General features: G+C 68.8%; 20 protein-coding genes and 2 pseudogenes. 17 read left to right on the top strand and 5 right to left on the bottom strand.

The genetic code is table 11. The annotated features are described in order from the left end of the window. Window positions 1-8: 8 nt before the first annotated feature. Complete coding sequence (locus ABGB08_RS20920; RefSeq protein WP_347592726.1) at window positions 9-788, bottom strand: carbon-nitrogen hydrolase family protein; 780 nt, start codon at window positions 786-788, stop codon at window positions 9-11. Beyond that, the gene (locus ABGB08_RS20915; protein WP_347592724.1) at window positions 718-1,617 is read right to left on the bottom strand and encodes a DUF418 domain-containing protein; all 900 of its coding nucleotides are present in this window, start codon (window positions 1,615-1,617) and stop codon (window positions 718-720) included. The genes ABGB08_RS20920 and ABGB08_RS20915 overlap by 71 nt, the downstream gene beginning before the upstream one ends. A 28-nt stretch (window positions 1,618-1,645) precedes the next feature. Here ABGB08_RS20915 and ABGB08_RS20910 point away from each other — a divergent pair, with 28 nt between their 5' ends. Continuing rightward, window positions 1,646-2,797, top strand: coding sequence for a pyridoxal phosphate-dependent aminotransferase (locus ABGB08_RS20910; RefSeq protein WP_347592872.1), 1,152 nt, complete (start codon window positions 1,646-1,648; stop codon window positions 2,795-2,797). A gap of 66 nt (window positions 2,798-2,863) precedes the next feature. On the opposite strand, the gene ABGB08_RS20905 is transcribed toward ABGB08_RS20910, so the two are convergent. Further along, entirely contained in the window at window positions 2,864-3,655 is a 792-nt protein-coding gene (locus ABGB08_RS20905; protein WP_347592722.1) for an SAM-dependent methyltransferase, read from the bottom strand. Between the two features lie 159 nt (window positions 3,656-3,814). Between ABGB08_RS20905 and ABGB08_RS20900 the strand changes: the two genes are divergently transcribed. The 13 genes and pseudogenes from ABGB08_RS20900 (at window position 3,815) to ABGB08_RS20840 (ending at window position 15,360) form a co-directional block, all read left to right on the top strand. Then, on the top strand, window positions 3,815-4,513 hold the full coding sequence (locus tag ABGB08_RS20900) for a hypothetical protein (RefSeq protein WP_347592720.1): 699 nt from the start codon (window positions 3,815-3,817) through the stop codon (window positions 4,511-4,513). Between the two features lie 31 nt (window positions 4,514-4,544). Continuing rightward, window positions 4,545-5,621, top strand: coding sequence for a C45 family peptidase (locus ABGB08_RS20895; protein WP_347592718.1), 1,077 nt, complete (start codon window positions 4,545-4,547; stop codon window positions 5,619-5,621). A 76-nt stretch (window positions 5,622-5,697) separates the two neighbouring features. Beyond that, the gene (gene arcC / locus ABGB08_RS20890) at window positions 5,698-6,612 is read left to right on the top strand and encodes a carbamate kinase (protein WP_347592716.1); all 915 of its coding nucleotides are present in this window, start codon (window positions 5,698-5,700) and stop codon (window positions 6,610-6,612) included. After that, the gene (locus ABGB08_RS20885) at window positions 6,613-7,710 is read left to right on the top strand and encodes a ring-opening amidohydrolase (RefSeq protein ID WP_347592714.1); all 1,098 of its coding nucleotides are present in this window, start codon (window positions 6,613-6,615) and stop codon (window positions 7,708-7,710) included. A 324-nt stretch (window positions 7,711-8,034) separates the two neighbouring features. After that, window positions 8,035-8,592 (top strand): SseB family protein, encoded by a 558-nt coding sequence (locus tag ABGB08_RS20880; protein ID WP_347592712.1) that lies wholly within the window; start codon window positions 8,035-8,037, stop codon window positions 8,590-8,592. A 42-nt stretch (window positions 8,593-8,634) separates the two neighbouring features. Further along, window positions 8,635-9,225 (top strand): hypothetical protein, encoded by a 591-nt coding sequence (locus tag ABGB08_RS20875; protein ID WP_347592710.1) that lies wholly within the window; start codon window positions 8,635-8,637, stop codon window positions 9,223-9,225. A gap of 205 nt (window positions 9,226-9,430) precedes the next feature. Beyond that, window positions 9,431-10,081, top strand: a complete 651-nt coding sequence (locus tag ABGB08_RS20870; RefSeq protein ID WP_347592708.1) for an A24 family peptidase — start codon at window positions 9,431-9,433, stop codon at window positions 10,079-10,081. Window positions 10,082-10,153: 72 nt separating this feature from the next. Beyond that, the gene (aroC, locus tag ABGB08_RS20865; protein ID WP_347592706.1) at window positions 10,154-11,332 is read left to right on the top strand and encodes a chorismate synthase; all 1,179 of its coding nucleotides are present in this window, start codon (window positions 10,154-10,156) and stop codon (window positions 11,330-11,332) included. 11 nt (window positions 11,333-11,343) lie between these two features. Further along, the gene (locus tag ABGB08_RS20860; protein ID WP_347592704.1) at window positions 11,344-11,892 is read left to right on the top strand and encodes a shikimate kinase; all 549 of its coding nucleotides are present in this window, start codon (window positions 11,344-11,346) and stop codon (window positions 11,890-11,892) included. A 66-nt stretch (window positions 11,893-11,958) separates the two neighbouring features. Further along, window positions 11,959-12,112, top strand: a pseudogene (locus ABGB08_RS20855) (adenylosuccinate lyase); the annotation flags it as partial. A 420-nt stretch (window positions 12,113-12,532) separates the two neighbouring features. Further along, the gene (gene aroB / locus ABGB08_RS20850) at window positions 12,533-13,609 is read left to right on the top strand and encodes a 3-dehydroquinate synthase (protein WP_347592702.1); all 1,077 of its coding nucleotides are present in this window, start codon (window positions 12,533-12,535) and stop codon (window positions 13,607-13,609) included. 501 nt (window positions 13,610-14,110) lie between these two features. Beyond that, a complete protein-coding gene (gene aroQ / locus ABGB08_RS20845; RefSeq protein WP_155359526.1) occupies window positions 14,111-14,545 on the top strand; it encodes a type II 3-dehydroquinate dehydratase in 435 nt (144 codons plus the stop codon). A gap of 50 nt (window positions 14,546-14,595) precedes the next feature. Next, window positions 14,596-15,360, top strand: coding sequence for an SGNH/GDSL hydrolase family protein (locus ABGB08_RS20840; RefSeq protein WP_347592700.1), 765 nt, complete (start codon window positions 14,596-14,598; stop codon window positions 15,358-15,360). Between the two features lie 136 nt (window positions 15,361-15,496). Here the strand turns inward: ABGB08_RS20840 and ABGB08_RS20835 are convergent, their stop codons facing one another. Beyond that, window positions 15,497-15,823 (bottom strand): hypothetical protein, encoded by a 327-nt coding sequence (locus tag ABGB08_RS20835; RefSeq protein ID WP_347592698.1) that lies wholly within the window; start codon window positions 15,821-15,823, stop codon window positions 15,497-15,499. Between the two features lie 111 nt (window positions 15,824-15,934). Between ABGB08_RS20835 and ABGB08_RS20830 the strand changes: the two are divergent. Beyond that, a pseudogene (locus ABGB08_RS20830) lies at window positions 15,935-16,162 on the top strand (response regulator); the annotation flags it as partial. Window positions 16,163-16,286: 124 nt separating this feature from the next. After that, window positions 16,287-16,601 carry an ATP-binding protein gene (locus ABGB08_RS20825; RefSeq protein WP_347592696.1) on the top strand — a complete coding sequence of 105 codons (315 nt, stop codon included), beginning with the start codon at window positions 16,287-16,289 and terminating at the stop codon, window positions 16,599-16,601. A 144-nt stretch (window positions 16,602-16,745) separates the two neighbouring features. Here ABGB08_RS20825 and ABGB08_RS20820 read toward each other — a convergent pair whose 3' ends face one another. Then, window positions 16,746-18,713, bottom strand: coding sequence for an ATP-dependent DNA helicase (locus tag ABGB08_RS20820; protein ID WP_347592694.1), 1,968 nt, complete (start codon window positions 18,711-18,713; stop codon window positions 16,746-16,748). A 374-nt stretch (window positions 18,714-19,087) separates the two neighbouring features. Between ABGB08_RS20820 and ABGB08_RS20815 the strand changes: the two genes are divergently transcribed. Next, window positions 19,088-19,996 (top strand): hypothetical protein, encoded by a 909-nt coding sequence (locus tag ABGB08_RS20815; RefSeq protein ID WP_347592692.1) that lies wholly within the window; start codon window positions 19,088-19,090, stop codon window positions 19,994-19,996. Window positions 19,997-20,018: the final 22 nt, after the last annotated feature.

Raw genomic sequence — 20,018 nt, 5'->3', positions numbered from 1 at the left:
CGATTAGTTTACGATCCCGTGACTCCAAGTCGGCGATGTTCCAGGGACGGAAGGGTCTTACGCACACTTTCCGCCCGCGCCTTGTCGATCTTTCCGGTGCGTACGCCCGCGGCCGGCCCGAGATCGTGCACGGTCACGCCGAGCGGGTCGATGAGCAGGCTCCGGCCCACCCCCCAGCCGTCCTCGTGCGGCGGCTGGCCGACCGCGATCGTCCACATCGTGTTCTCGATCGCGCGCGCCCGGGCGAGCGTCACCCAGTGCTCCTCCTTGAACGGCCCGCCCGCCCAGGCGGCGATCACCGCGAACGCCTCGGCGCCCTGGTCCACCAGAGCCCTGGCCAGTTCGGGGAAGCGCAGGTCGTAGCAGGTGATCAGCCCCACCCGCAGGCCGCCCAGCTCCGCCACCACCGGCGCGTCGCCGGGCGCGACCAGCTCGGACTCGCGGGCGCCGAAGGAGTCGAACAGGTGGATCTTCCGGTAGGCGGCGACGAGCTCGCCGTTGGCGTCGATGGCCACCGCCGTGTTGTGCACCCGCGCGCCCGCCGGTTCGAAGGTGCCCGCGATCAGCGCCGTCCCCGCGTCCCTGGCGGCTTCGCGCAACCCGTGCACGAACGGCCCGTCCAGCGGCTCGGCCCGGTCCAGGATGCCCCGGCCGAAGCGGGTCAGCGTGGCTTCGGGAAAGACGGCCAGGTCGGCTTGGGGGGCTGCGGCGAGGGCGTCACGAACCGACTCCAGGTTGTTCTTTGGGTCGTGATCGATGGAGATCTGGCACAACGTTACGCGGGTCACGTGCCTGAGTCTGCCCGTTGGGGACCAGTTCCCACCATGTCAGGCATCGCCAGATCCATTCCAGCGGGCCGTACCGGAACCGGGTCAGCCACCAGCGGGCGAACACCCACTGCACGGCCAGCGTGACCACGGTCACGATGATGATCCCGGCCACCGTCGCCGGGCGCACCAGCAGGATGACGACCGTGCTGCTCAGGTACGCCGTCAGCGCCAGCTTCCCCAGCGGTTCGAACACCCGGGGGCTGACCAGCAGGAACCCGCTCGCGTACGCCGCCGCCCCGGCCAGGCACGCGGCCAGATAGCTCACGTCGGCCCAGGTCAGCACCACGGCGAGCACCACGCTGACGGCGAAGAACAGCGCGTTCGGCCGGATCGCGTCGAACTCCACCGCCGCCAGGCCCAGCAGGAACAGCCCGGCGATGAGAATCCACGGATCGCCGTAGAACACCGCGCCCGTGGTGACCGCGACCCCCAGCGGCAGCTGCACCACCTTCGGCAGGAAGCTGGCCGGGACCAGCGCGACCGCGCCGAAGATCGCGTACGGCACCAGCACCTCGCCCGGGTTGACCACCCAGTGCGCCGCCCCGAACAGGGCCAGCACGGCCAGCCGCCGCCCCATGATCAGCCGATCCGGGTGCGCCCGCAAGAACAGCGCGAAACTCATCCCGAACAGGAAGGAGAAGATCGGATAGAACCGGCCTTGGACGAATTGGTTCATCGCCCAGTCGATCTCGGGTGGTTTCGGCGAATGCTGCCAGGTGTTCACCAGCATGATCCCGCAGATCGCGAAACCGCGGAGCGCGTCGAGCTCACGAATTCGGGTGGCCACCTGACCAGAGTAAGTTGTGACCGTGCTTGTGGGACGGATGCGGGAATTCGGAACGACGGTTTTCGCCGAGATGACGGCGCTGGCCGTGCGGACCGGTTCGATCAATCTAGGCCAGGGTTTCCCGGACGAGGACGGCCCGGCGGCCATGCTCGACCGGGCCGTCGAGGCGATCAGGGACGGCTTCAATCAGTACCCGCCCGGTCCGGGCGTGTCGGAGCTGAGACAGGCCGTCGCCGACCATCAGAAGATCCGATATGGCCTGGACTACGACCCGGACAGCGAGATCCTGGTGACCGTGGGGGCCACCGAGGCGATCACCGCCGCCGTGCTGGCGCTGTGCGAGCCCGGCAGTGAGGTGATCGTCTTCGAGCCGTACTACGACTCGTATCCGGCGGCGATCGCGATGGCGGGGGCGGTGCGCCGGGCCGTGCCGCTCCGGGTCGACGCGGGACGGTTCGCGTTCGACCCCGCGGAGCTGGCGGCCGCGGTCACCCCGAAGACGCGGGCGATCCTGGTCAACTCCCCGCACAACCCGACCGGGACGGTGTTCACGTCGGCCGAAATGGAGGCGATCGCCGGGCTGTGCCAGGCGCATGACCTGATCGCGATCACCGACGAGGTCTATGAGCACCTGACCTTCGACGGCGTCGCGCACGTCCCGCTCGCCACGCTGCCCGGCATGCGGGAGCGCACGGTGACGGTCTCCTCAGCCGGGAAGACCTTCTCGGTGACCGGCTGGAAGACCGGCTGGATCTGCGCGCCGGCCGGGCTGATCCGGGCTGTCCAGACCGTGAAGCAGTTCCTGACCTTCACCGCGGCCGCGCCCTGGCAGCTCGCGGTGGCGTACGCGCTGCGGCACGAGCTGGAGTGGGTGACCACGCTCAAGGACGCGCTTCAGGGCAAACGCGACCGCCTGATGGCCGGTCTGGCCGCCGCCGGATTCGAGGTGCTCCGCCCGTCGGGCACCTACTTCGTGCAGACCGACATCCGCCCGCTCGGCTTTACCGATGGCCTCGACCTGGCTCGCCGCCTCCCTGAACTGGCGGGCGTCGTCGCCATCCCGACCCAGGTCTTCTACGACGAACCAGGAACAGGACGGCAGTACGTGCGATTCGCCTTCTGCAAGAAGGACGCGGTCATCGACGAGGCCATCGCCCGGCTGGGGAGGCTCGCCTATTAACTAGAAAGTCGTGATCTGGACAGCCGCGGCGGTGAGTCGCCTGGTCGGCGGCTATGCGGCTGGCTGTTAACCGAGCTTCTTGCCGACCACGCCGTAGCCGCCGCGGACGGCGTCGGCCGGGATCGGCTTGTCCGGGCGCCATTCCGACGTCCACACCAGGCCGGGCTCGACCAGCTCGAAGCCCTCGAAGAAGCGGCCGATCTCCTCGGCGGTGCGGTTGGTCATCAGCAGCGGTCCGGTGTTGTAGTTCTTGGCCAGCGTGCCCATCAGCTCCGGCTCGAAGTCGGCGGTCAAATGGGTGATGGCCAGGTAGCTGCCGGGGCAGGTGGCGTCGGTGAACTGCTTGACCGCGCCCCAGGGGTCGTCCTCGTCCTTGATGTGCATCAGCGTGCCGATGATGATGATCCCCACCGGCCTGGAGAAGTCGAGGACCTTGACCACGTCGGGGTGGTCGAGGATCGTCTGCGGTTCGCGCAGGTCGGCTTCGACGTAGGTGGTCATGCCCTCCGGCGTGCTGGTCAGCAGCGCCCGCGCGTGCACCATCACGATGGTGTCGTTGTCCACGTACGCCACCCGGGCGGCGGGGCTGACCGACTGCGCGACCTCGTGGGTGTTCCCGGCCGTGGGGATGCCGGTGCCGATGTCCAGGAACTGGTCGATGCCCTGCTCAGCCAGGAATCGCACGGCCCGCCCGAGGAAGGCCCGGTTCTCCCTGGCCCCCAGCACCACGCCGGGGGTGGCGGCGATGACGGCCTCGGCCAACTGGCGGTCGGCGGCGTAGTTGTCCTTGCCCCCGAGCCAGTAGTCATACACCCGGGCCGGATGCGGCACCGACGTGTCGATCTTCGGAGCGGACATGCTCAGGGCCCCCGAATCTGCGGCGATATTTGCCGAGATCCTAGCCAACGACCACGGGTGTGGGAGCGCTTCCACACCCGAAAAACACGGATAATTCGCGATTTGCGATGAAGCCGCGATGTAAGCACGTTGAAAGCACGAGGGGGCAACGTGGGCGGCATGAAGATATCCGAACGTTTTCGCGGACCCGACGGCATGGCCAACGGCGGGTGGGTCTCCGGCCTGGCGGCGAGCTACCTGCCACCCGGCCGCACCGTCGAGGTGACCTTGCGCGCGCCCACGCCCCTGGACGCCGACATCCGCATGGAGAAGACCCCTTCCCTGGTCCGGCTGTTCGACGGCGACACCCTGCTGGTGGAGGCCCGCCCGGTGCCGGACGCCCCCGCGCCGCCGCCGATGATCGAACCCGGCCGGATCGGCGGCACCTTCGCCGGCGCCGTCGAGCACCCGTTCCCCGGCTGTTTCGTGTGCGGCCACCGCGAGCCCGGCGACGGCATGCGCATCCATCCGGCGCCCACCGGCCGCCCCGGCGAGGTCGCCATGATCTGGCACGTGCACCCCGCCCTGGCCGACTGGTCGGCGACTCTGCCGCTGAGCCACGTGTGGGGCGCCCTGGACTGCCCGACCGGCTGGGCCCACCTCACCTCCGGCGGCGTCGCCCTGCTCGGCCGCCTCACCGGACGGGTGTACGGCTCGATCTTCCCCGACGCCACCTACGTCATCGTGGCCAGGACCGAAGGCCGGGAACGCCGGAAGCTGCACGCGTCCGCGGGGATCTACGAACCGTCCGGACGGCTGATCGCCGCCAGCCGGGCTACCTGGATCGAAATGCCCAATTTGAGTCCCCATAAATCGTGACAAGGATCACATTTCACTGCCGGTAGGAGCTGTGACGAGGTGGGATGCTGAGAATGTGATCCGCGCCTACACCTCAACAGACAGCGACCCCTTCGAACGTGGCCACGAGTTCGGCCAGGTCCACGCCGCTCAGGTAGCCCACACCGTGGACGTCTACCGGGACATGTTCCAGCAGCACGGCGGCTCCCGGATCGATCTCGTGGACCTTGGCACGCAGGCACTGAAGGCGATCGCGGCGTGGGCGCCCGACCTGGCCGACGAGATCACCGGCATCGCGGAGGGGGCGCGCCTCCCGGTCACCGACATCGCGGCCATCAACGCGCGGACCGAGATCCTGGCCATGCTCGACGGCCGGCCGCGCAGCGAGTGTTCCGCCGTCGTGCTGCTCGGCGACGATCCGGACAGCCCGCCGGTGGCCGTACAGACCTGGGACTGGACCCGGGACATGGCCGAGGGCTGGCTGGTCTGGACGATCGAGCACGAGGACCGGACCGTGCACACGCTCACCGAATACGGCGTGGTCGGCAAGATCGGGGTCAACTCGCTGGGGCTCGGGCTGCTGTTCACCCGGCTGCACCACGAGGACGACGGCCAGGAGGGCATCGGGCTGCCCGTGCACGTGGCCGCCCGGCGGGCGCTCGACGAGTGCGACAGCGTCACCTCGGCCGCGTACCTGCTGGCCAGCGCGGACGTGTCGGCCTCCTCGTCGTTGAACCTCGTGTCGTACGGCGCGGAGGGCAAGGCCGCGATCACCGCCGAGCTGCACCCGGGCGGGCCCGGCTGGAGCACGCCGGAGGACGACGGCATGCTCGTGCACACCAACCACTTCCTCGACCCGAGAGTGGTCCCCTACGACCCTTTTCCGAGCAAGCATCCCGGCACCCTGATCCGGCGCGACCTGCTCAGGCGCGGCCTGCGAGGGCAGACCGCCCGGCCCTCCGCGGACCAGGTCAAGGAGGTCATGTCCCGGCACGCCGGGGGCGTCTGCCACCACCGGGCGCCCGGGGCCGACGACGATCACATCACGCTGGCCACCGTCGAGCTCGACCTGCCCAACGGCGAACTGCTGGCCATGGAGGGCGGGCCCTGCGGGGACCTCACTTGGTGAATCTTGCCGAGGGAAATGCCGGTGGTGGGCGAGAGTCGCCCATGCGGGCAGGTGGGGGCGCGGCTAGTTTCGCCATGTGGATGAACGCGTACTGATCGCCCTCGGCGGGAACGCGATGACCGCGCCGGACGGCAGCGCCGCGCCGGCCGACCAGCTGCGGGCGGTCGAGCTCGCCATGGGGCACGTCGCCACGCTCATCCGGGCCGGGCACGAAGTGGTGCTCACCCACGGCAACGGGCCGCAGGTGGGCAACATCCTGCTGAAGAACCAGCTGACCTCGCACGTCGTGCCGCCGGTGCCGCTGGACTGGTGCGGGGCGCAGACCCAGGCCACCATCGGCACGATGATCATGAACTCGCTCGACCCGCTCCCGGCCGCCGTGGTGGTGACCCGGACCCTCGTGGACCCGGACGATCCCGCGTTCGCCGATCCCGTCAAGCCGATCGGGCAGTACTTCTCCGAGGACGAGGCACGGCGGTTCGAGCAGCTGGGGCAGACCTGGCGCAAGTTCGAGCGCGGCTGGCGGCGGGTGGTCGCCTCGCCCCGGCCCATCGAGATCCTGGACGCGGGCACCGCGGTCGCGCTGATGGCGGCGGGATACACGATCGTCGCCGCCGGGGGCGGGGGAGTGCCGGTGGCCCGGGGCGTCGACGGGCGGCTGGCCGGGGTCGAGGCGGTCATCGACAAGGATCACGCGGCGGCGGTGCTGGCCCGGGCCGTACGGGCCGGGGTGCTGGTGATCGCCACCGACGTGCCGAACGCCATCCTCGGGTACGGCACCGCCGACCCGCGCCCGATCGGGGTGGTCTCGGTGGCGGAACTCCGGGAGCACCAGGCGGCCGGGCACTTCGCCAGCGGCAGCATGGGCCCCAAAGTAGAAGCGGCGCTGCGTTTCGTCGAAGACGGGGGGCAGCGGGCGGTCATCACCTCGCTAGACCACATCAGTGACGCTTTGTCAGGAAATATTGGGACAACGGTAACGGAGAGTTAGATGCCGGATCCTATTGAGGTACGCAAGGTCGCCATCGAGAGTGTCACCGACGCGTCGGGGCTCGCGAAGCTGATCGACGACGGGGTGATCGAGGCGGGCCGCGTGCTCGCGGTGATCGGCAAGACCGAGGGCAACGGCGGGGTGAACGACTACACCCGGATCATCGCCGACCGGGCGTTCCGCGAGGTGCTCGGCGCGAAGGGGCATCCGGCGCCGGAGAGCGTGCCGCTGGTGTGGTCCGGGGGGACCGACGGGGTGCTCAGCCCGCACGCCACGATCTTCGCGACGGTTGATCCGGCAAAGGCCGTACAGAGCGATGAGCCGCGGGTGAGTGTGGGCATCGCGATGAGCGAGGTCATCCTGCCCGAGGACATCGGGCGTCCGGCGATGGTGGAGAAGGTCGCGGCCGGAGTACGGGAGGCCATGAAGATCGCGGGCATCGACGACCCGGCCGACGTGCACTACGTGCAGACCAAGACGCCGCTGCTCACCCTGTCCACGATCAACGACGCCAAGTCCCGCGGGCATGAGGTCATCACCGAGGAGACGGGCCTGTCCATGGACATCTCCAACTCCACCACCGCGCTCGGCATCGCCGTCGCGCTGGGCGAGATCGAGATGCCGGCCGCCGAGCAGATCCACAAGGACCTCTCCCTCTACTCCTCGGTCGCGTCCTGCTCCAGCGGCGTCGAACTCGACCGGGCGCAGATCGTTGTGGTGGGCAACGTGCGCGGCATCGGCGGACGCTACCGCGCCGGCCACTCGGTGATGAAGGACGCCCTCGACGCCGACGGCATCTGGGCGGCCATCCGCGACAGCGGCATCGAGCTCCCCGACCGCCCGCACCCCAGTGACCTCGGCGGACGCCTGGTCAACCTGTTCATGAAGTGCGAGGCCGACCCCACCGGCAGCGTCCGCGGCCGCCGCAACATCATGCTCGACGACTCCGACGTGCACTGGCACCGCCAGATCAAAGCCACCGTCGGCGGCGTCGCCGCCAGCGTCACCGGCGACCCGGCCGTCTTCGTCAGCGTCGCCGCCGTCCACCAGGGCCCCAGCGGCGGCGGCCCCGTCATCGCCATCGCCGACCTCGGCTAGCAGTAGTGAGGACGTAGTCGAACGCCTCCCGGTGGGAGCTGGCTCATTGGAGTGTCTTCGACCGGATTCGCCGATCCCGGCCGGGAGGCGGTCGTCCGCACTCGCCGGACGAGGCGCATGACCTCATAGGAGCCTGGCCACCTTCGTGATCTTCGTGGTCTTCGTTCGTCGTGAAGGCGCATGACCTCATAGGAGCCTGGCCACCCGGTCGCCGGTGGCCAGGTTGCCGTGTGGTTCGCAGTTTGTTGATGCCGGGAGGTTGCGACTCCGGCATGGTTGCGGTCTTGGGCGGGTGGCCTGATCAGGCAGGTAGGCTCCCGAAACGTGCCCAGCATCCCGAAGCCGCTCGCCCCTCACGACGACGGCAGCCCCGACCCCGCCGTGGCCGCGGCTCTCTCCGCCTTCCAATCCGGGACGGCCACTCCCGCCGACGTCCTCACGGCACTCAGCACGGCCCGCCTGCTGGTCCCCGTCGTCGCCCTCCTCACCGAATCGGAGCTCGGCGCCCACGGCCTCCGCCAGGAGAAGCAGAGCGAGATGGCCCTCCCCAAACTCATCGGCCAAGACGGCCGTGAAGCGGTCCTCGCCTTCACCGGCGTCACCGCCCTCCATCTCTGGCGCCCCGACGCCCGCCCCATCCAGGCCCTCACCCCCCAGGTCTGCCAGGCCGCCCGCCACGAGAACGCGGCCGCCGTCGTCATCGACATCGCCGGGCCCATCCCTTTCACCATCGAAGGCCCGATGCTCCCTGCTCTAGCCGCAATCGCCGATCCGTCTGAACTCGTCTACCTGTCTTCACTCGTATCAGACGTTACTATGGTCAACGTCGAACAACGACGCCCCAAGTGGCTACCAAGGTGGCTGCGGAGGGCGGTGGGCTAGCACTCGTACCTATCGGGGAAGGACTGGCAGAGAATGTCCACTGTGACCGAGCATGCGGGCGACCACGAAAGCCGCATCTCAATCCTGGAGAAGATCCAGGTCGAGGCCAAGGCGGGCTTCGACTACCTTCGCGATGACATACGGGAGCTCGTCCGGAATATGGCGGTGCTCGCCCGTGACATGGGCGAGCTCAAAAAAGGTCAGGACCGGCTGAACGAGGGGCAGGCTGAACTCGTGCAGGGGCAGGCCGAGCTCAGGACCGACATGGACGGCGTCAAGGAAGGAATGGCCGAGCTCAGGGGGGGACAGGCCGAGCTCAGGACCGACATGGACAGCGTCAAGGAAGGGCTGGCCAAGCTCGAGGTCAACCAGACCAAACTCTCGCTGGGGCTGGCCGAAGTTCGGGAGGGGCAGGCCAAGCTTACGGTCAGCCAGACCGAGTTCAGGGAGTCGCAAGGTGTGCAGATCGCGCTACTGGCCACTCTCAGGGACAACCTGAAGGAGGTCCAGAAGGAGGTCGGTGGTCTTCCGGCGTGGCGGGAGACGGCCGGTTATCGGATTCACATGCTTCTCAAGAAGTCGGAGGGGGTCACCTCGAAGGCGGCCGGCTCGGAGGAAGTCAACCCGGTCTGACGGTGCCACGGCGTTGGCGCGGGCGGGCGGCGCCCGGGAACGAATAAGGGCTGGGCGGGTGGGACAGCCAGCGTGACATGACATTCATGGTGGAGAAGAAACCGCTCTCGGTCGGGTGGCCGGGGGCGGTTTCTTGTTGGTGCACTTCGGGCTTTGGGGGTGGTGAGGGCGGGTGGCGGGTTACCGTCGCCGGGTGTCGTGGGTTGTGGTCGGAGCGCTGGGGGCGGCGGGGGTGGTCGCGGGGAGTTATGCGCGGGCGCTGGCCGAGGGGTTCGAGCTTGAGGTGGAGGACGTCCGGGAGGAGGCGCGGGAGGCGTTTCTGGGGGCCTTGCGGGGATGGCCGGTGCCTCGGACGCCATATCTGGTGGAGGCTGGGACGGGGGTGGTTTTTGGGGTCTTGGGGTGGCGGTTCGGGGGAAGTTCGTTGCTGTTCGCGGTGGTTTATGCGGCTTTCATGGGGGTTGTGCTCGCGGTCGTGGATTGGCGGACCTGGCGGTTGCCGGATGTGGTGACCCTGCCGTCGTACCTGATTGTGATCGGGCTGTTGACGCCTAGTGGGCAATTGGTCGTTGGGCTGGCATGTGGGCTGGCCTTGGGTGCGGTCTATCTCCTGCTTTGGTTGGGGCGGCCTACGGGGATCGGGCTGGGGGATGTGAAGTTGGCGGGGGTGCTGGGGATCGTGACGGGGGCGGTGAGTGTCAATGCGGCGATCATCGCGGGGGTGGGGGCGCACCTGCTGGGGGCCCTGTACGCGATCGGGCTTCTCCTGATGAAGAAGGGCGATCGGAAGAGCGAGTTTCCGTTCGGGCCTTTCATGATCTTTGCGGCGTTCGTCGCCGTGGTTGTCGAGGCGTAGGAAAGATTCGACTGTCTTGACTGATGAGCGGTATGGCGGTCGCAGTCTGAGGCGCATGGAAGACTTGGTGTCATGCTGCGCTGGTTGACCGCCGGGGAGTCCCATGGCCCCGAACTCGTCGCGATTCTCGAAGGGCTCCCCGCCGGAGTCGAGGTGACCACGGCCGGACTCGCCGAGGCTCTTCGCCGCCGGCGGCTCGGCTATGGGCGCGGGGCCCGGATGAAGTTCGAGCAGGACGAGGTCTCCGTCGTCGGCGGAGTCCGGCACGGCCGCACGCTCGGCTCGCCCGTCGCCATCCGGATCGGCAACACCGAATGGCCGAAATGGGAGACCGTGATGGCGGCCGACCCGGTCGACCCGGCCTTGCTGGAGGGCGTCGCCCGCAACGCGCCACGTTCTCGCCCGCGCCCGGGCCATGCCGACCTGGCCGGCATGCAGAAATACGGCTTCGACGACGCCCGCCCGGTTCTCGACCGGGCCAGCGCCCGTGAGACCGCGGCCAGGGTCGCGCTCGGGCAGGTCGCCAAGAACTTCCTCAAGCAGGCGCTCGGCGTGGAGATCATCAGCCACGTGCTGTCCATCGGCGCCGCCGCCAGCCCGTCGACGGACCTGCCCAGCCCCGCCGACCTGGCCGCGATCGACGAGGACCCGGTCCGGTGCTTCGACCCGGACGGCAGCGCCGCCATGATCGCGGAGATCGACAAGGCCCACAAGGACGGCGACACCCTCGGCGGCGTCGTCGAAGTCGTCGCGTACGGGTTGCCGCCCGGCCTGGGCAGCTACACGCACTGGGATCGCCGCCTCGACTCGCGCCTGGCGGGTGCGCTCATGGGCATCCAGGCGATCAAGGGTGTCGCGCTCGGCGACGGTTTCGAGACCGCTCGCCGGCCCGGATCCCGGGCCCACGATGAGATCGAGAACACCCCGTCCGGCGTGCGGCGGATCACCAATCGGGCCGGTGGGGTCGAAGGCGGTATGACCAACGGCGAACCGCTGCGGGTCAGTGCCGCGATGAAGCCCATCTCCACGGTGCCGCGCGCGCTGGCCACGATCGACGTGCTGACCGGCGAGGCCGCCAAGGCCCATCACGAACGTTCCGACGTGTGCGCCGTCCCCGCCGCGGCCATCGTCGCCGAGGCGATGGTCGCCCTGGTCGTCGCCGACGCGGCCATCGAGAAGTTCGGCGGCGACTCGGTCGAGGAGGTCGCCCGCAACCTGTCCGGCTACCTCTCCTCGATGGTCATCAAGTAAGGTAAATGATCATGAATTCGGTTCGGCGTGCTCCCGTGGCCGTCCTCATCGGCCCTCCCGGCTCCGGCAAGTCCACCGTCGGAAGCCTCCTCGCCGAGCGACTCGGCGTCCCCTTCCGCGACACCGACACCGACGTGGAGGGCACCGCCGGGAAGCCCATCGGCGACATCTTCGTCGAAGACGGCGAAGCCCACTTCCGCGAACTGGAAGCCGCCGCCGTCCGCACCGCTCTCGACGACCACGACGGCATCCTCTCCGTCGGCGGCGGCGCCATCCTCAACCCCGCCACCCAGGCCCTCCTCGCCACCCACACCGTCATCTACCTCCAGGTAGCCCTGGACCAGGCGGTCAAACGCGTCGGCCTGGCCTCGGCCCGCCCCCTCCTGGTCCTCAACCCCCGCAGCCAACTCCGCAAACTCATGGAGGAACGCCGCCCCCTCTACGAACAACTCGCCACCCTCACCTTCCCCACCGACGACCGCGACCCCGAAGACCTCACCACCGAAATCGCCACCGCCCTCGCCACCCTCAACCCCGAACCACCCATGAACCAGGAATGACCTCCCGCAGGTTCCCGGGGCGGATATGCGAGGGTGGCCACGCCGCCGCGGGTGCGGGCGGCTCCGGCGCCGTCCGAGGCGGCGCAGGCGACGGCGCTGGGCAAACTTCGCGTCGGTGGCCGACGAGTTGCTGGTGGCGTACGCGCGGCTGGAGGAGCTGATCGCCCGCAATCCGCCGCGCGGGGTGAAGGGCCCGGTCGGGATGTCGCAGGAAATGATCGGGCCTGGAGAAGATCATCGTGTAGCGGCCGGGCGGAAGAGGGCCGCTTCCCGATCCGGCTTCCGCAGTGGTGGAGGGGCATGAATTACCCCGCGGACATTGCCGCCAAGCCCCGTTTCTGGAGGGGCGGGTGTGGCTTTGTTCGCGTTCGTCCGGTGGGGATCTGGTTCTGAGTCGGTGGAGGGGTGGGGATGAATTCGCGGTGTCCTCCTGGTTCGACTTTGTTCCGGAGGTGCGATCTCGTGGGTGTCCCTCGGTCGGGTCGCGGTTGCGGAGCGGTGGGGGGCGGGTGTGAGCTCGCGCGTGGGTCTTGGTGATGAATCGCGTGATGTGGTGGTAGGAATCCTTCGGAGGGTCGGGTCGTCTGGCGGGTGCCGTGGCGGCGGGGAGCTGGAGTGCGGGACAAGGTGAAATAGGGTCATGAGCGTTTCGCGGATTCAGGTGCGTGGTGATGATCCTTACGACGTGGTCGTGGGGGCTGGGGTGCTGGCGGAGTTGCCCGGTCTGGTGGGGGATGGGGTCAGGACGGTCGCGGTGGTCTGTCCCGCGAGTCTGCCGGAGATCTCGCGGCCGGTCTGTGATGCGCTGAGGGCCGCGGGGTATGAGGTTCTGGCGTTGCCGGTGCCCGATGGGGAGCAGGCGAAGACGTCGGGTGTCGCGGCGGAGTTGTGGTCCGCGTTCGGGCGGTTTGGGATGACGCGGTCGGATGCGGTGGTCGGGGTTGGTGGGGGAGCCACCACTGATCTGGCCGGGTTCGTGGCGGCCACCTGGTTGCGTGGCGTCCGGCTGATTCAGGTGCCGACCACGTTGCTGGCCATGGTGGACGCGGCCGTGGGCGGGAAGACGGGGATCAACACGCCGGAGGGCAAGAACCTCGTGGGGGCGTTCTATCCGCCGAAGGGCGTGCTCTGCGATCTGGCGACTCTGGTGAGCGTGCCGCGTGAGGACTACGTGGCCGGGCTGGCCGAGATCATCAAGGGTGGGTTCATCGCGGATCCGACGATCCTGATGCTGATCGAGGATGATCCCGCCGGGGCTCGGGTGCCGGAGGGCGAGCATACACGGGCGCTGATCGAGCGGAAGATTCAGATCAAGGCGGATGTCGTGAGCGCCGATCTGAAGGAGAGCGGGCTGCGGGAGATCCTCAACTACGGGCACACACTGGCGCACGCGATCGAGCGAGCCGAGGACTACCACATCCGTCACGGCGAGGCGGTCGCGATCGGCCTGGTCTACGCGGCCGAGCTGTCCCGCCTGGACGGGCGGATCGGCGACGACATCGTGGATCGCACCCGCTCCATCCTGACCTCGGTCGGCCTGCCGACCTCCTACCGCAAAGACGCGTGGCCAGAACTCCGCGAACACATGCGCATCGACAAGAAGAGCCGCGGCGCCAAACTCCGCTTCGTCGTCCTCAACGGCCTCGCCCAGCCGTCCCGCCTCGAAGACCCCTCCGAGGAACTGCTGGAATCAGCCTTCTACGAAATCTCCAGATGATCTTTACCCAAGGCGTCCAGGCCCGGGAGCCAAAGCCTGACGGATATGCGCGTGTACGCCTACCGCTGGGCGATTGGCCGATGAGGGATGCGGGTTTGTCGATGGTCGTCGGATAGACGTACTCGCGTCGCCTCCTGACGGCGTGATCGCCTAGGGGTCGGCGCGTTGAGGGTCAACAGCCCATTTCCCCAGCCTGGACGACCGCGTTCCCAGTACCAACGCGGACATATCCACTCGCAAAGGTCACCGCGCGGACATGCTCGCGCTGGCTTCTGGCGGTGCGGGTGACTAGGCCGTGGATTGGCGTGTTGAAGGTCGCGGGCGGGCCTGTTCGCGTTGGGTTTCGGGGCGTGGTCGTCCTTGCTGGGATGGCTTGTTGAAGGTTGCCGGGGTCATGTTGTTTGCGGCGATGTGGGGCTAAGGTCGACAGGTCGTAGGGTCGGATGGTTCGGGAAATAGTCGGCGTTTTGTGGCGCTGGGGAGTCGAAGGGGAGTTGTGGGATGCGGGCGGTTCTGGTGCTGAATGGGCCGAATTTGGGGCGGCTGGGGAGCCGGGAGCCTGATGTGTATGGGGCGCATAGTTTTGAGGATCTTGTGGTGCTTTGTGAGGAGGCTGGGCGGGGGTTGGGGCTGGCGGTTGAGGTGCGGCAGACCGACGATGAGGCGGAGATGGTGAAGTGGATTCATGAGGCGGCCGATGGGAGGACGCCTGTGGTGTTGAATCCGGCCGCGTTCACGCATTACTCGTACGCGCTTCGGGATGCCATCGCGCAGCGGACCGCGCCCTTGGTGGAGGTGCACATCTCCAATCCGAACGCGCGGGAGGAGTTCCGGCACACGTCCGTGGTGGCGGCGGTGGCGACGGGGACGATCGCCGGGTTCGGGTTCCAGTCGTACGTGCTGGCGTTGCGGGCTATCGCGGAGGGCGAGAGCTGACACGGGGCCATCCCCCGCTAGGTTGTTGTGGGCGAAATGGGGATGGTGAGATGACGCGGTATCGGTCTTTTGTCGCGCTGGGGGACAGTTTCACCGAAGGGCTCAACGATCCTGGGGCGGATGGGCGGTTCCGGGGGTGGGCCGATCGGGTGGCGGAGCGGCTGGCACGGCTGGAGCCGGGGTTCCGGTACGCGAATCTCGCGGTGCGGGGCAAGCTGATCGATCAGATCGTCGCGGATCAGGTGCCGGTGGCCATGGAGATGCGGCCGGATCTGATCAGTTTCTGCGCGGGTGGGAATGACCTGCTCCGGCCGGGGAGCGATCCGGATCGCATGGCCAAGAAGGTGGCGGCGGCCGTACGGGATCTGCGGGGGACCGGGGCCGATGTGCTGATGTTCACCGGGGTTGATCCGCGGGATACGCCGATCATGCGGCGGGCTCGGGGGAAGTTCGCCACCTATTACCTGCATCTGCGGTCGATCGCGGATCTGTGCGGATGCCTGGTGGTGGATCAGTGGTCGATGCAGGGGCTGCGGGACTGGCGGGCGTGGAGTGACGATCGTCTGCACATGAACGAGGACGGTCATCGCATGGTCGCGGCGAAGGTGCTGGATGTGCTGGGGGTCACGGCCGAGGATGATTGGCGGAAGGTGTGGCCGCCGCGGGAACACGTGAATCTTTCGGTCAAGCGCCGGGAGGACGCGCAGTGGCTTCGCGAACATTTCGGTCCGTGGATCGGGCGGCGGCTGCGGGGAACCTCGTCCGGCGACAACGTCACCGCGAAACGCCCTGACCTCACGTTCTTCGACGAGTGACCAAACGTTCATGGTCACATCCCCCGGTGGACGATTGCCGGAGCTGAGGGCTCGGCCGACGGGTGGGCAGTCCTGCTCTCAGGATGGGAGCGAGGTCGGGTGCACGGCAGACCCGTACGCCCGGGCAGTCCTCCGCTCAGGATGGGAGGGAGGGGGCGGACGGAGCCGCCGGTGCGCCCGGCAGTTCGGCGCCGACGGGCAGTAGCGGCTCGCACGCCTTCACCGCCGCCCCGTACCTCGCGGAGAGGACGTCGACGCGGTCGCCCTTGATGTTGAGGTTGATCAGCCCGTCCGAGGAGACCGCGACCTCGGGAAAGTCGGGTAGCCCTTGTGAGCGCATGCAGGTGGTGAACGCCTTGCCGTCTTCGACGGTCGGGGCGGGCGGGGTGGCGGCGTTCCCGCCCACTACCGCGGCGAGGACTGCGGCGGCGAGGATCGCGTTTCTGATCGTGGAGCCAGACATGATGATTCACCCGTTTCTGTCGATGAAGCCAGAGAAGCCGAGGGCCGGTTACAGGGCGGGAACAGCGGCGGTTACCGCGCTGTAACCGGGGGCGGGGCATCCTGGGGGATCATGAAGGTGTTGCTGGTCGAAGATCACGAGGAGCCGGCCCAGACGGTGGCCGCGGGGCTGCGCCGCGCGGGCATGGCCGTCGACGTGGTGCTGGACGGCGACGCCGCACTTGAGCGGACCTCGGCCAACCACTACGACGTCGTCGTCCTCGATCGGGACCTGCCCGGCCTGCACGGCGACGAGGTGTGCAGGTCGCTGGCCGGCGCAGGGCACCCGGCGCGCGTGCTGACTGCATCACCGGCAGCCCCTCGACCTGGCCGCGATCACCGGACAGGCCCTCGATCAACCTGGAGACCCGGGCGTTCACATCGAGTCCGCACTCCACCCGGCACCGGCGTCCGGCGACCGGGCCTTGATCGAACGCCTGGTCGCGAACCTGCTGGACAACGCCTTGCGGCACAACGTGCCCGGCGGCTGGATCAAGGTGGCAACCGCCGTGCAGTCCGGCCGGCCCACCCTGAGGATCTCCAACAGCGGCCCAGTGATCCCGCCCGATCAGATCCACCGGCTCTTGCAGCCCTTCCAGCGCCTGGAATCCGGCAGGAAGGCTTCCGGCGACGGCGTGGGGCTGGGCCTGTCGATCGTCGCCGCCATCGTCAAGGCCCACCACGGCACGCTGGAGACCCGCCCCCTCCCGGACGGCGGCCTCGAAGTGACCCTCCCCTAGCATCGGACCCGGTAACCGTTCTCACCTAACCGAGAACTCCCCGCCGACCCCCGGCGCCGACAACCTCCGCACCCCTCCTCGCCGCACCGGCGCCAAACAGGCCCTGCTTCTCGGGTGCGAGAGGGTTTGCGCCATTTCTCGTGGTCAGGATGGGGTGGTTAGGCGTTTTAAGGCTTGGCGGACTTTTTGGGGGTCGGTTGTGCGCCAGTACGGGGGGAGGGAGTTGAGGAGGAAGGAGCTGTAGCGGGCGGTGGCGAGGCGGGGGTCGAGGACGGCGATGACGCCGCGGTCGGTGGTGGAGCGGAGGAGGCGGCCGGCGCCCTGGGCCAGGAGGAGGGCGGCGTGGGTGGCGGCGACCGTCATGAAGCCGTTGCCGCCTTTGGCGGCGATGTGGCGCTGGCGGGAGGAGGAGAGGGGGTCGTCGGGGCGGGGGAAGGGGATGCGGTCGATGATGACGAGGGTGAGGGAGGGGCCGGGGACGTCCACGCCCTGCCAGAGGGAGAGGGTGCCGAACAGGCAGGTGGCGGGGTCGGCGGCGAATTTCTTGACCAGCTGGGAGGTGGAGTCGTCGCCCTGGCAGAGCAGGGGCACGGTGAGGCGGTCGCGGAGGGCCTCGGTGGCGGCTTTGGCGGCGCGGGTGGAGGAGAAGAGGCCGAGGGTGCGGCCGCCGGCGGCTTCGATGAGCTCGGCGATCTCGGTGAGGTAGGCCTCGGGGAGGCCGTCGCGGCCGGGCTGGGGGAGGTGCTTGGCGACGTAGAGGATGCCGCTGCGGGTGTGGTCGAAGGGGGAGCCGACGTCCAGGCCGGTCCAGCCGTCGGTGCCGAGGCCCCACTGGGCGGCCATGCCGTCGAAGGTGCCGCCGAGGGCGAGGGTGGCGGAGGTCAGGATGACCGTACGGTCGCCGAAGAGCTTGTCGCGGAGCATGCCGCCGACGGAGAGGGGGGCGACGCGCAGGGTGGGCGGGACCCGGCCGTGCCCGGCGTCGAGCCAGACCACTTCGGCGCGGTCCACCTCCGAGTCGCCGCCGAACGCGTCCAGCATGCGCTGGGCGGTGTCGTGGACCTCGTCCAGCGCGGTGAAGGCGGCTTTGCGGAGGCTCGCGTTCTCGGGGTTGTCCTTGTCCCCCGAGCGGGGGCCCAGGGCGGTGAGGCAGCCGAACGCGGCGTCCCGGACCAGAGCCAGGGACATGCCGAGGGAGTTGGGAAGATCGTCGATCCGGCCGGGGGGCGCGGCGGCCAGCAGGGACTGCAGGTCCTCGGCGGCGGCCTGGAGCCGGTCGGCGACGCCCTGCTCGATCAGGCGCCCGGCCCGGCGGGCGGCGATGCCCACGCCGGTGTCGGAGAGCTCGTCGGTGACCACCGAGGTCACCCGGTCCACCAGCTCGTGCGCTTCGTCCACCACGACCACGTCGTGTTCCGGCAGGACCGCGAAGTCCTCCATCGCGTCGATGGCCAGCAACGCGTGATTGGTGACCACCACGTCGACCAGACCGGCACGTTCCCTGGCCAGCTCCGCGAAGCATTCGCCGCCGCTCGGGCAGCGCTGGGCGCCCAGGCACTCCCGGGCGGTCACCGAGAACTGCCGCCAGGCCTGCTCGCTGACGCCGGGCACCAGCTCGTCCCGATCGCCGGTCTCGGTCTCCTCCGCCCATTCCTGGATCTTCTGCACCATCCGCCCGGTGGCGCTCACCTCACGCGGATCGAAGAGCTGGTCGCCCTCGTCGTCCGGCATGCCCACCGTGGTCTTGTACCGGCACAGATAGTTGCGCCGCCCCTTCAGGATGGCGAACTCCGGCTTCTTCGGCAGCTCGCCCTCCAGCGCCTCGGCCAGCCGGGGCAGATCCCGGTCCACCAGCTGCCGCTGGAGCGCGATCGTGGCCGTGGACACCACCACGGCGTGCTCGGAACCGGCGGCGTGCCGGATCGCGGGCACCAGGTAGGCCAGCGACTTCCCGGTGCCGGTTCCCGCCTGGACGGCCAGGTGCTCCGACTTCTCCAGCGCGTCCTGCACGGCTCTGGCCATCTTGACCTGACCTGGTCTTTCTGCGCCGCCGAGCTCCTTTACGGCGGTGGTGAGCAGGTCTTCGACGGACGGCAGGTCGGGTGTTGGCACGGGGAAAACCGTACCCTGCTTGGCCGCGCCTGTGTCTGGACTGAGGAACGCAGGTCGCGGAGCGGCCGGAGTGACGAGGGAAGACGCAGGCTGAAGGCGGCCAAGCCCGCCGATCCGAAGGATCGGCCATGTCACAGCACTGACATCCGTGCCGTGTTATCGGTCTGTGACCGAGGGACCACATCCCGAAGTTCGGGGGCCCGCGGGCGAGATGCCATGGCACACTGGCCCCACCGGCCCTAGGCCAAAGACGATCAAAGACGATCTACCTCGGGTGTTCTGGTGACGGTCCGGCAAGGCCGGAATAGGCGTTTCGGTAGTGTTTCTAGAGGTCGAGTGGACGGATAAGGGCAGGTAAAGGCACTATGTCTGTCATGTCGGAAGTCGTCCCGCTGCCGTCGTTCGGCGAAGTTTTCTTTGACGCTAGAGGTCAGGACCGTGTTTTACGCGTCACCTGGCACGAGGGGACCCTCGTGCTCAGCCTCTGGCGCGGCGAGATGTGCACGGCCAGTTTCCGTATGCCCATGGACGATGTCGGCCGTCTCCTGGAGACGCTTGACGTCGGATTCGCCGAGGCCGGCGGGACATTGGAGACGCCGCACACCACCGTCGTGGACGGGACCGGTCCCTTCCCGCAACCCGAACTAGAGGACTACCCCGGAACCGGGCAGTACACCCGGCCACCGGCCCCGGGCCCGTACGAGCAGGGCTACCCGGACACCCCCGCCTACGGCCAGCCCGCACCGGCGCCGGCCGCGCTCGGGCCCAACGACGTGCTCGTCGCGCGCGGCAACCCGAACCGGGACCGCCTGGTGGCGGTCGATTCCGGCCCTCAGCGTGTCCCCGTACCTAGGGAAGTGCCCCGGGAGGCCCCCCGCGAGCAGAACCCGTACGAGCCGGCGGCCCAGGCGGGCCCGGCGGAACCGGTCTACCAGTTCCCGTCGCCGATCCCCGGCCGCCCGGCCTACCGCTTCGACCCGGAACCCCAGCCGGAACCGCAGTACCAGGAACAGCCGCAGTATCCGGAGCACGTGTACCAGAACTACCCCCCTGAGCCCCGCTATCAGGATTACCAGCAGGAACCCGCGTACTACCAGCCGGAGCAGCAGCAGTACCAGGACCCCAGGGACCCCCGCTACCAGCAGCAGCCCCCCCAGGTCGACCCCAACGACCCGCTCGGGCTGGGGCCCGTGGCCCGGCCGTATGTGCCGCCCAACGAGCAGATGTACGCCACCGGCGAGCGCCTGCGCCCGCCGGACCGTGACGACCAGCGCGATTGGTGAGACCGCCCGGGCCTGAGCACGC

This window comes from Acrocarpospora sp. B8E8, from assembly GCF_039871605.1.
Classification (GTDB): Bacteria; Actinomycetota; Actinomycetes; order Streptosporangiales; family Streptosporangiaceae; genus Acrocarpospora; species Acrocarpospora macrocephala.
This window is presented reverse-complemented; position numbering and strand designations above follow the sequence as displayed.

Bases quoted from the DNA above. Each gene is read 5' to 3' on its own strand.
- ABGB08_RS20905 (WP_347592722.1), bottom strand. From the start codon at position 3,655: ATGTCCGCTCCGAAGATCGACACGTCGGTGCCGCATCCGGCCCGGGTG.
- ABGB08_RS20900 (WP_347592720.1), top strand. From the start codon at position 3,815: ATGAAGATATCCGAACGTTTTCGCGGACCCGACGGCATGGCCAACGGC.
- ABGB08_RS20885 (WP_347592714.1), top strand. From the start codon at position 6,613: ATGCCGGATCCTATTGAGGTACGCAAGGTCGCCATCGAGAGTGTCACC.
- aroC (WP_347592706.1), top strand. From the start codon at position 10,154: ATGCTGCGCTGGTTGACCGCCGGGGAGTCCCATGGCCCCGAACTCGTC.
- ABGB08_RS20860 (WP_347592704.1), top strand. From the start codon at position 11,344: ATGAATTCGGTTCGGCGTGCTCCCGTGGCCGTCCTCATCGGCCCTCCC.
- aroB (WP_347592702.1), top strand. From the start codon at position 12,533: ATGAGCGTTTCGCGGATTCAGGTGCGTGGTGATGATCCTTACGACGTG.
- aroQ (WP_155359526.1), top strand. From the start codon at position 14,111: ATGCGGGCGGTTCTGGTGCTGAATGGGCCGAATTTGGGGCGGCTGGGG.
- ABGB08_RS20840 (WP_347592700.1), top strand. From the start codon at position 14,596: ATGACGCGGTATCGGTCTTTTGTCGCGCTGGGGGACAGTTTCACCGAA.
- ABGB08_RS20835 (WP_347592698.1), bottom strand. From the start codon at position 15,823: ATGTCTGGCTCCACGATCAGAAACGCGATCCTCGCCGCCGCAGTCCTC.
- ABGB08_RS20815 (WP_347592692.1), top strand. From the start codon at position 19,088: ATGTCGGAAGTCGTCCCGCTGCCGTCGTTCGGCGAAGTTTTCTTTGAC.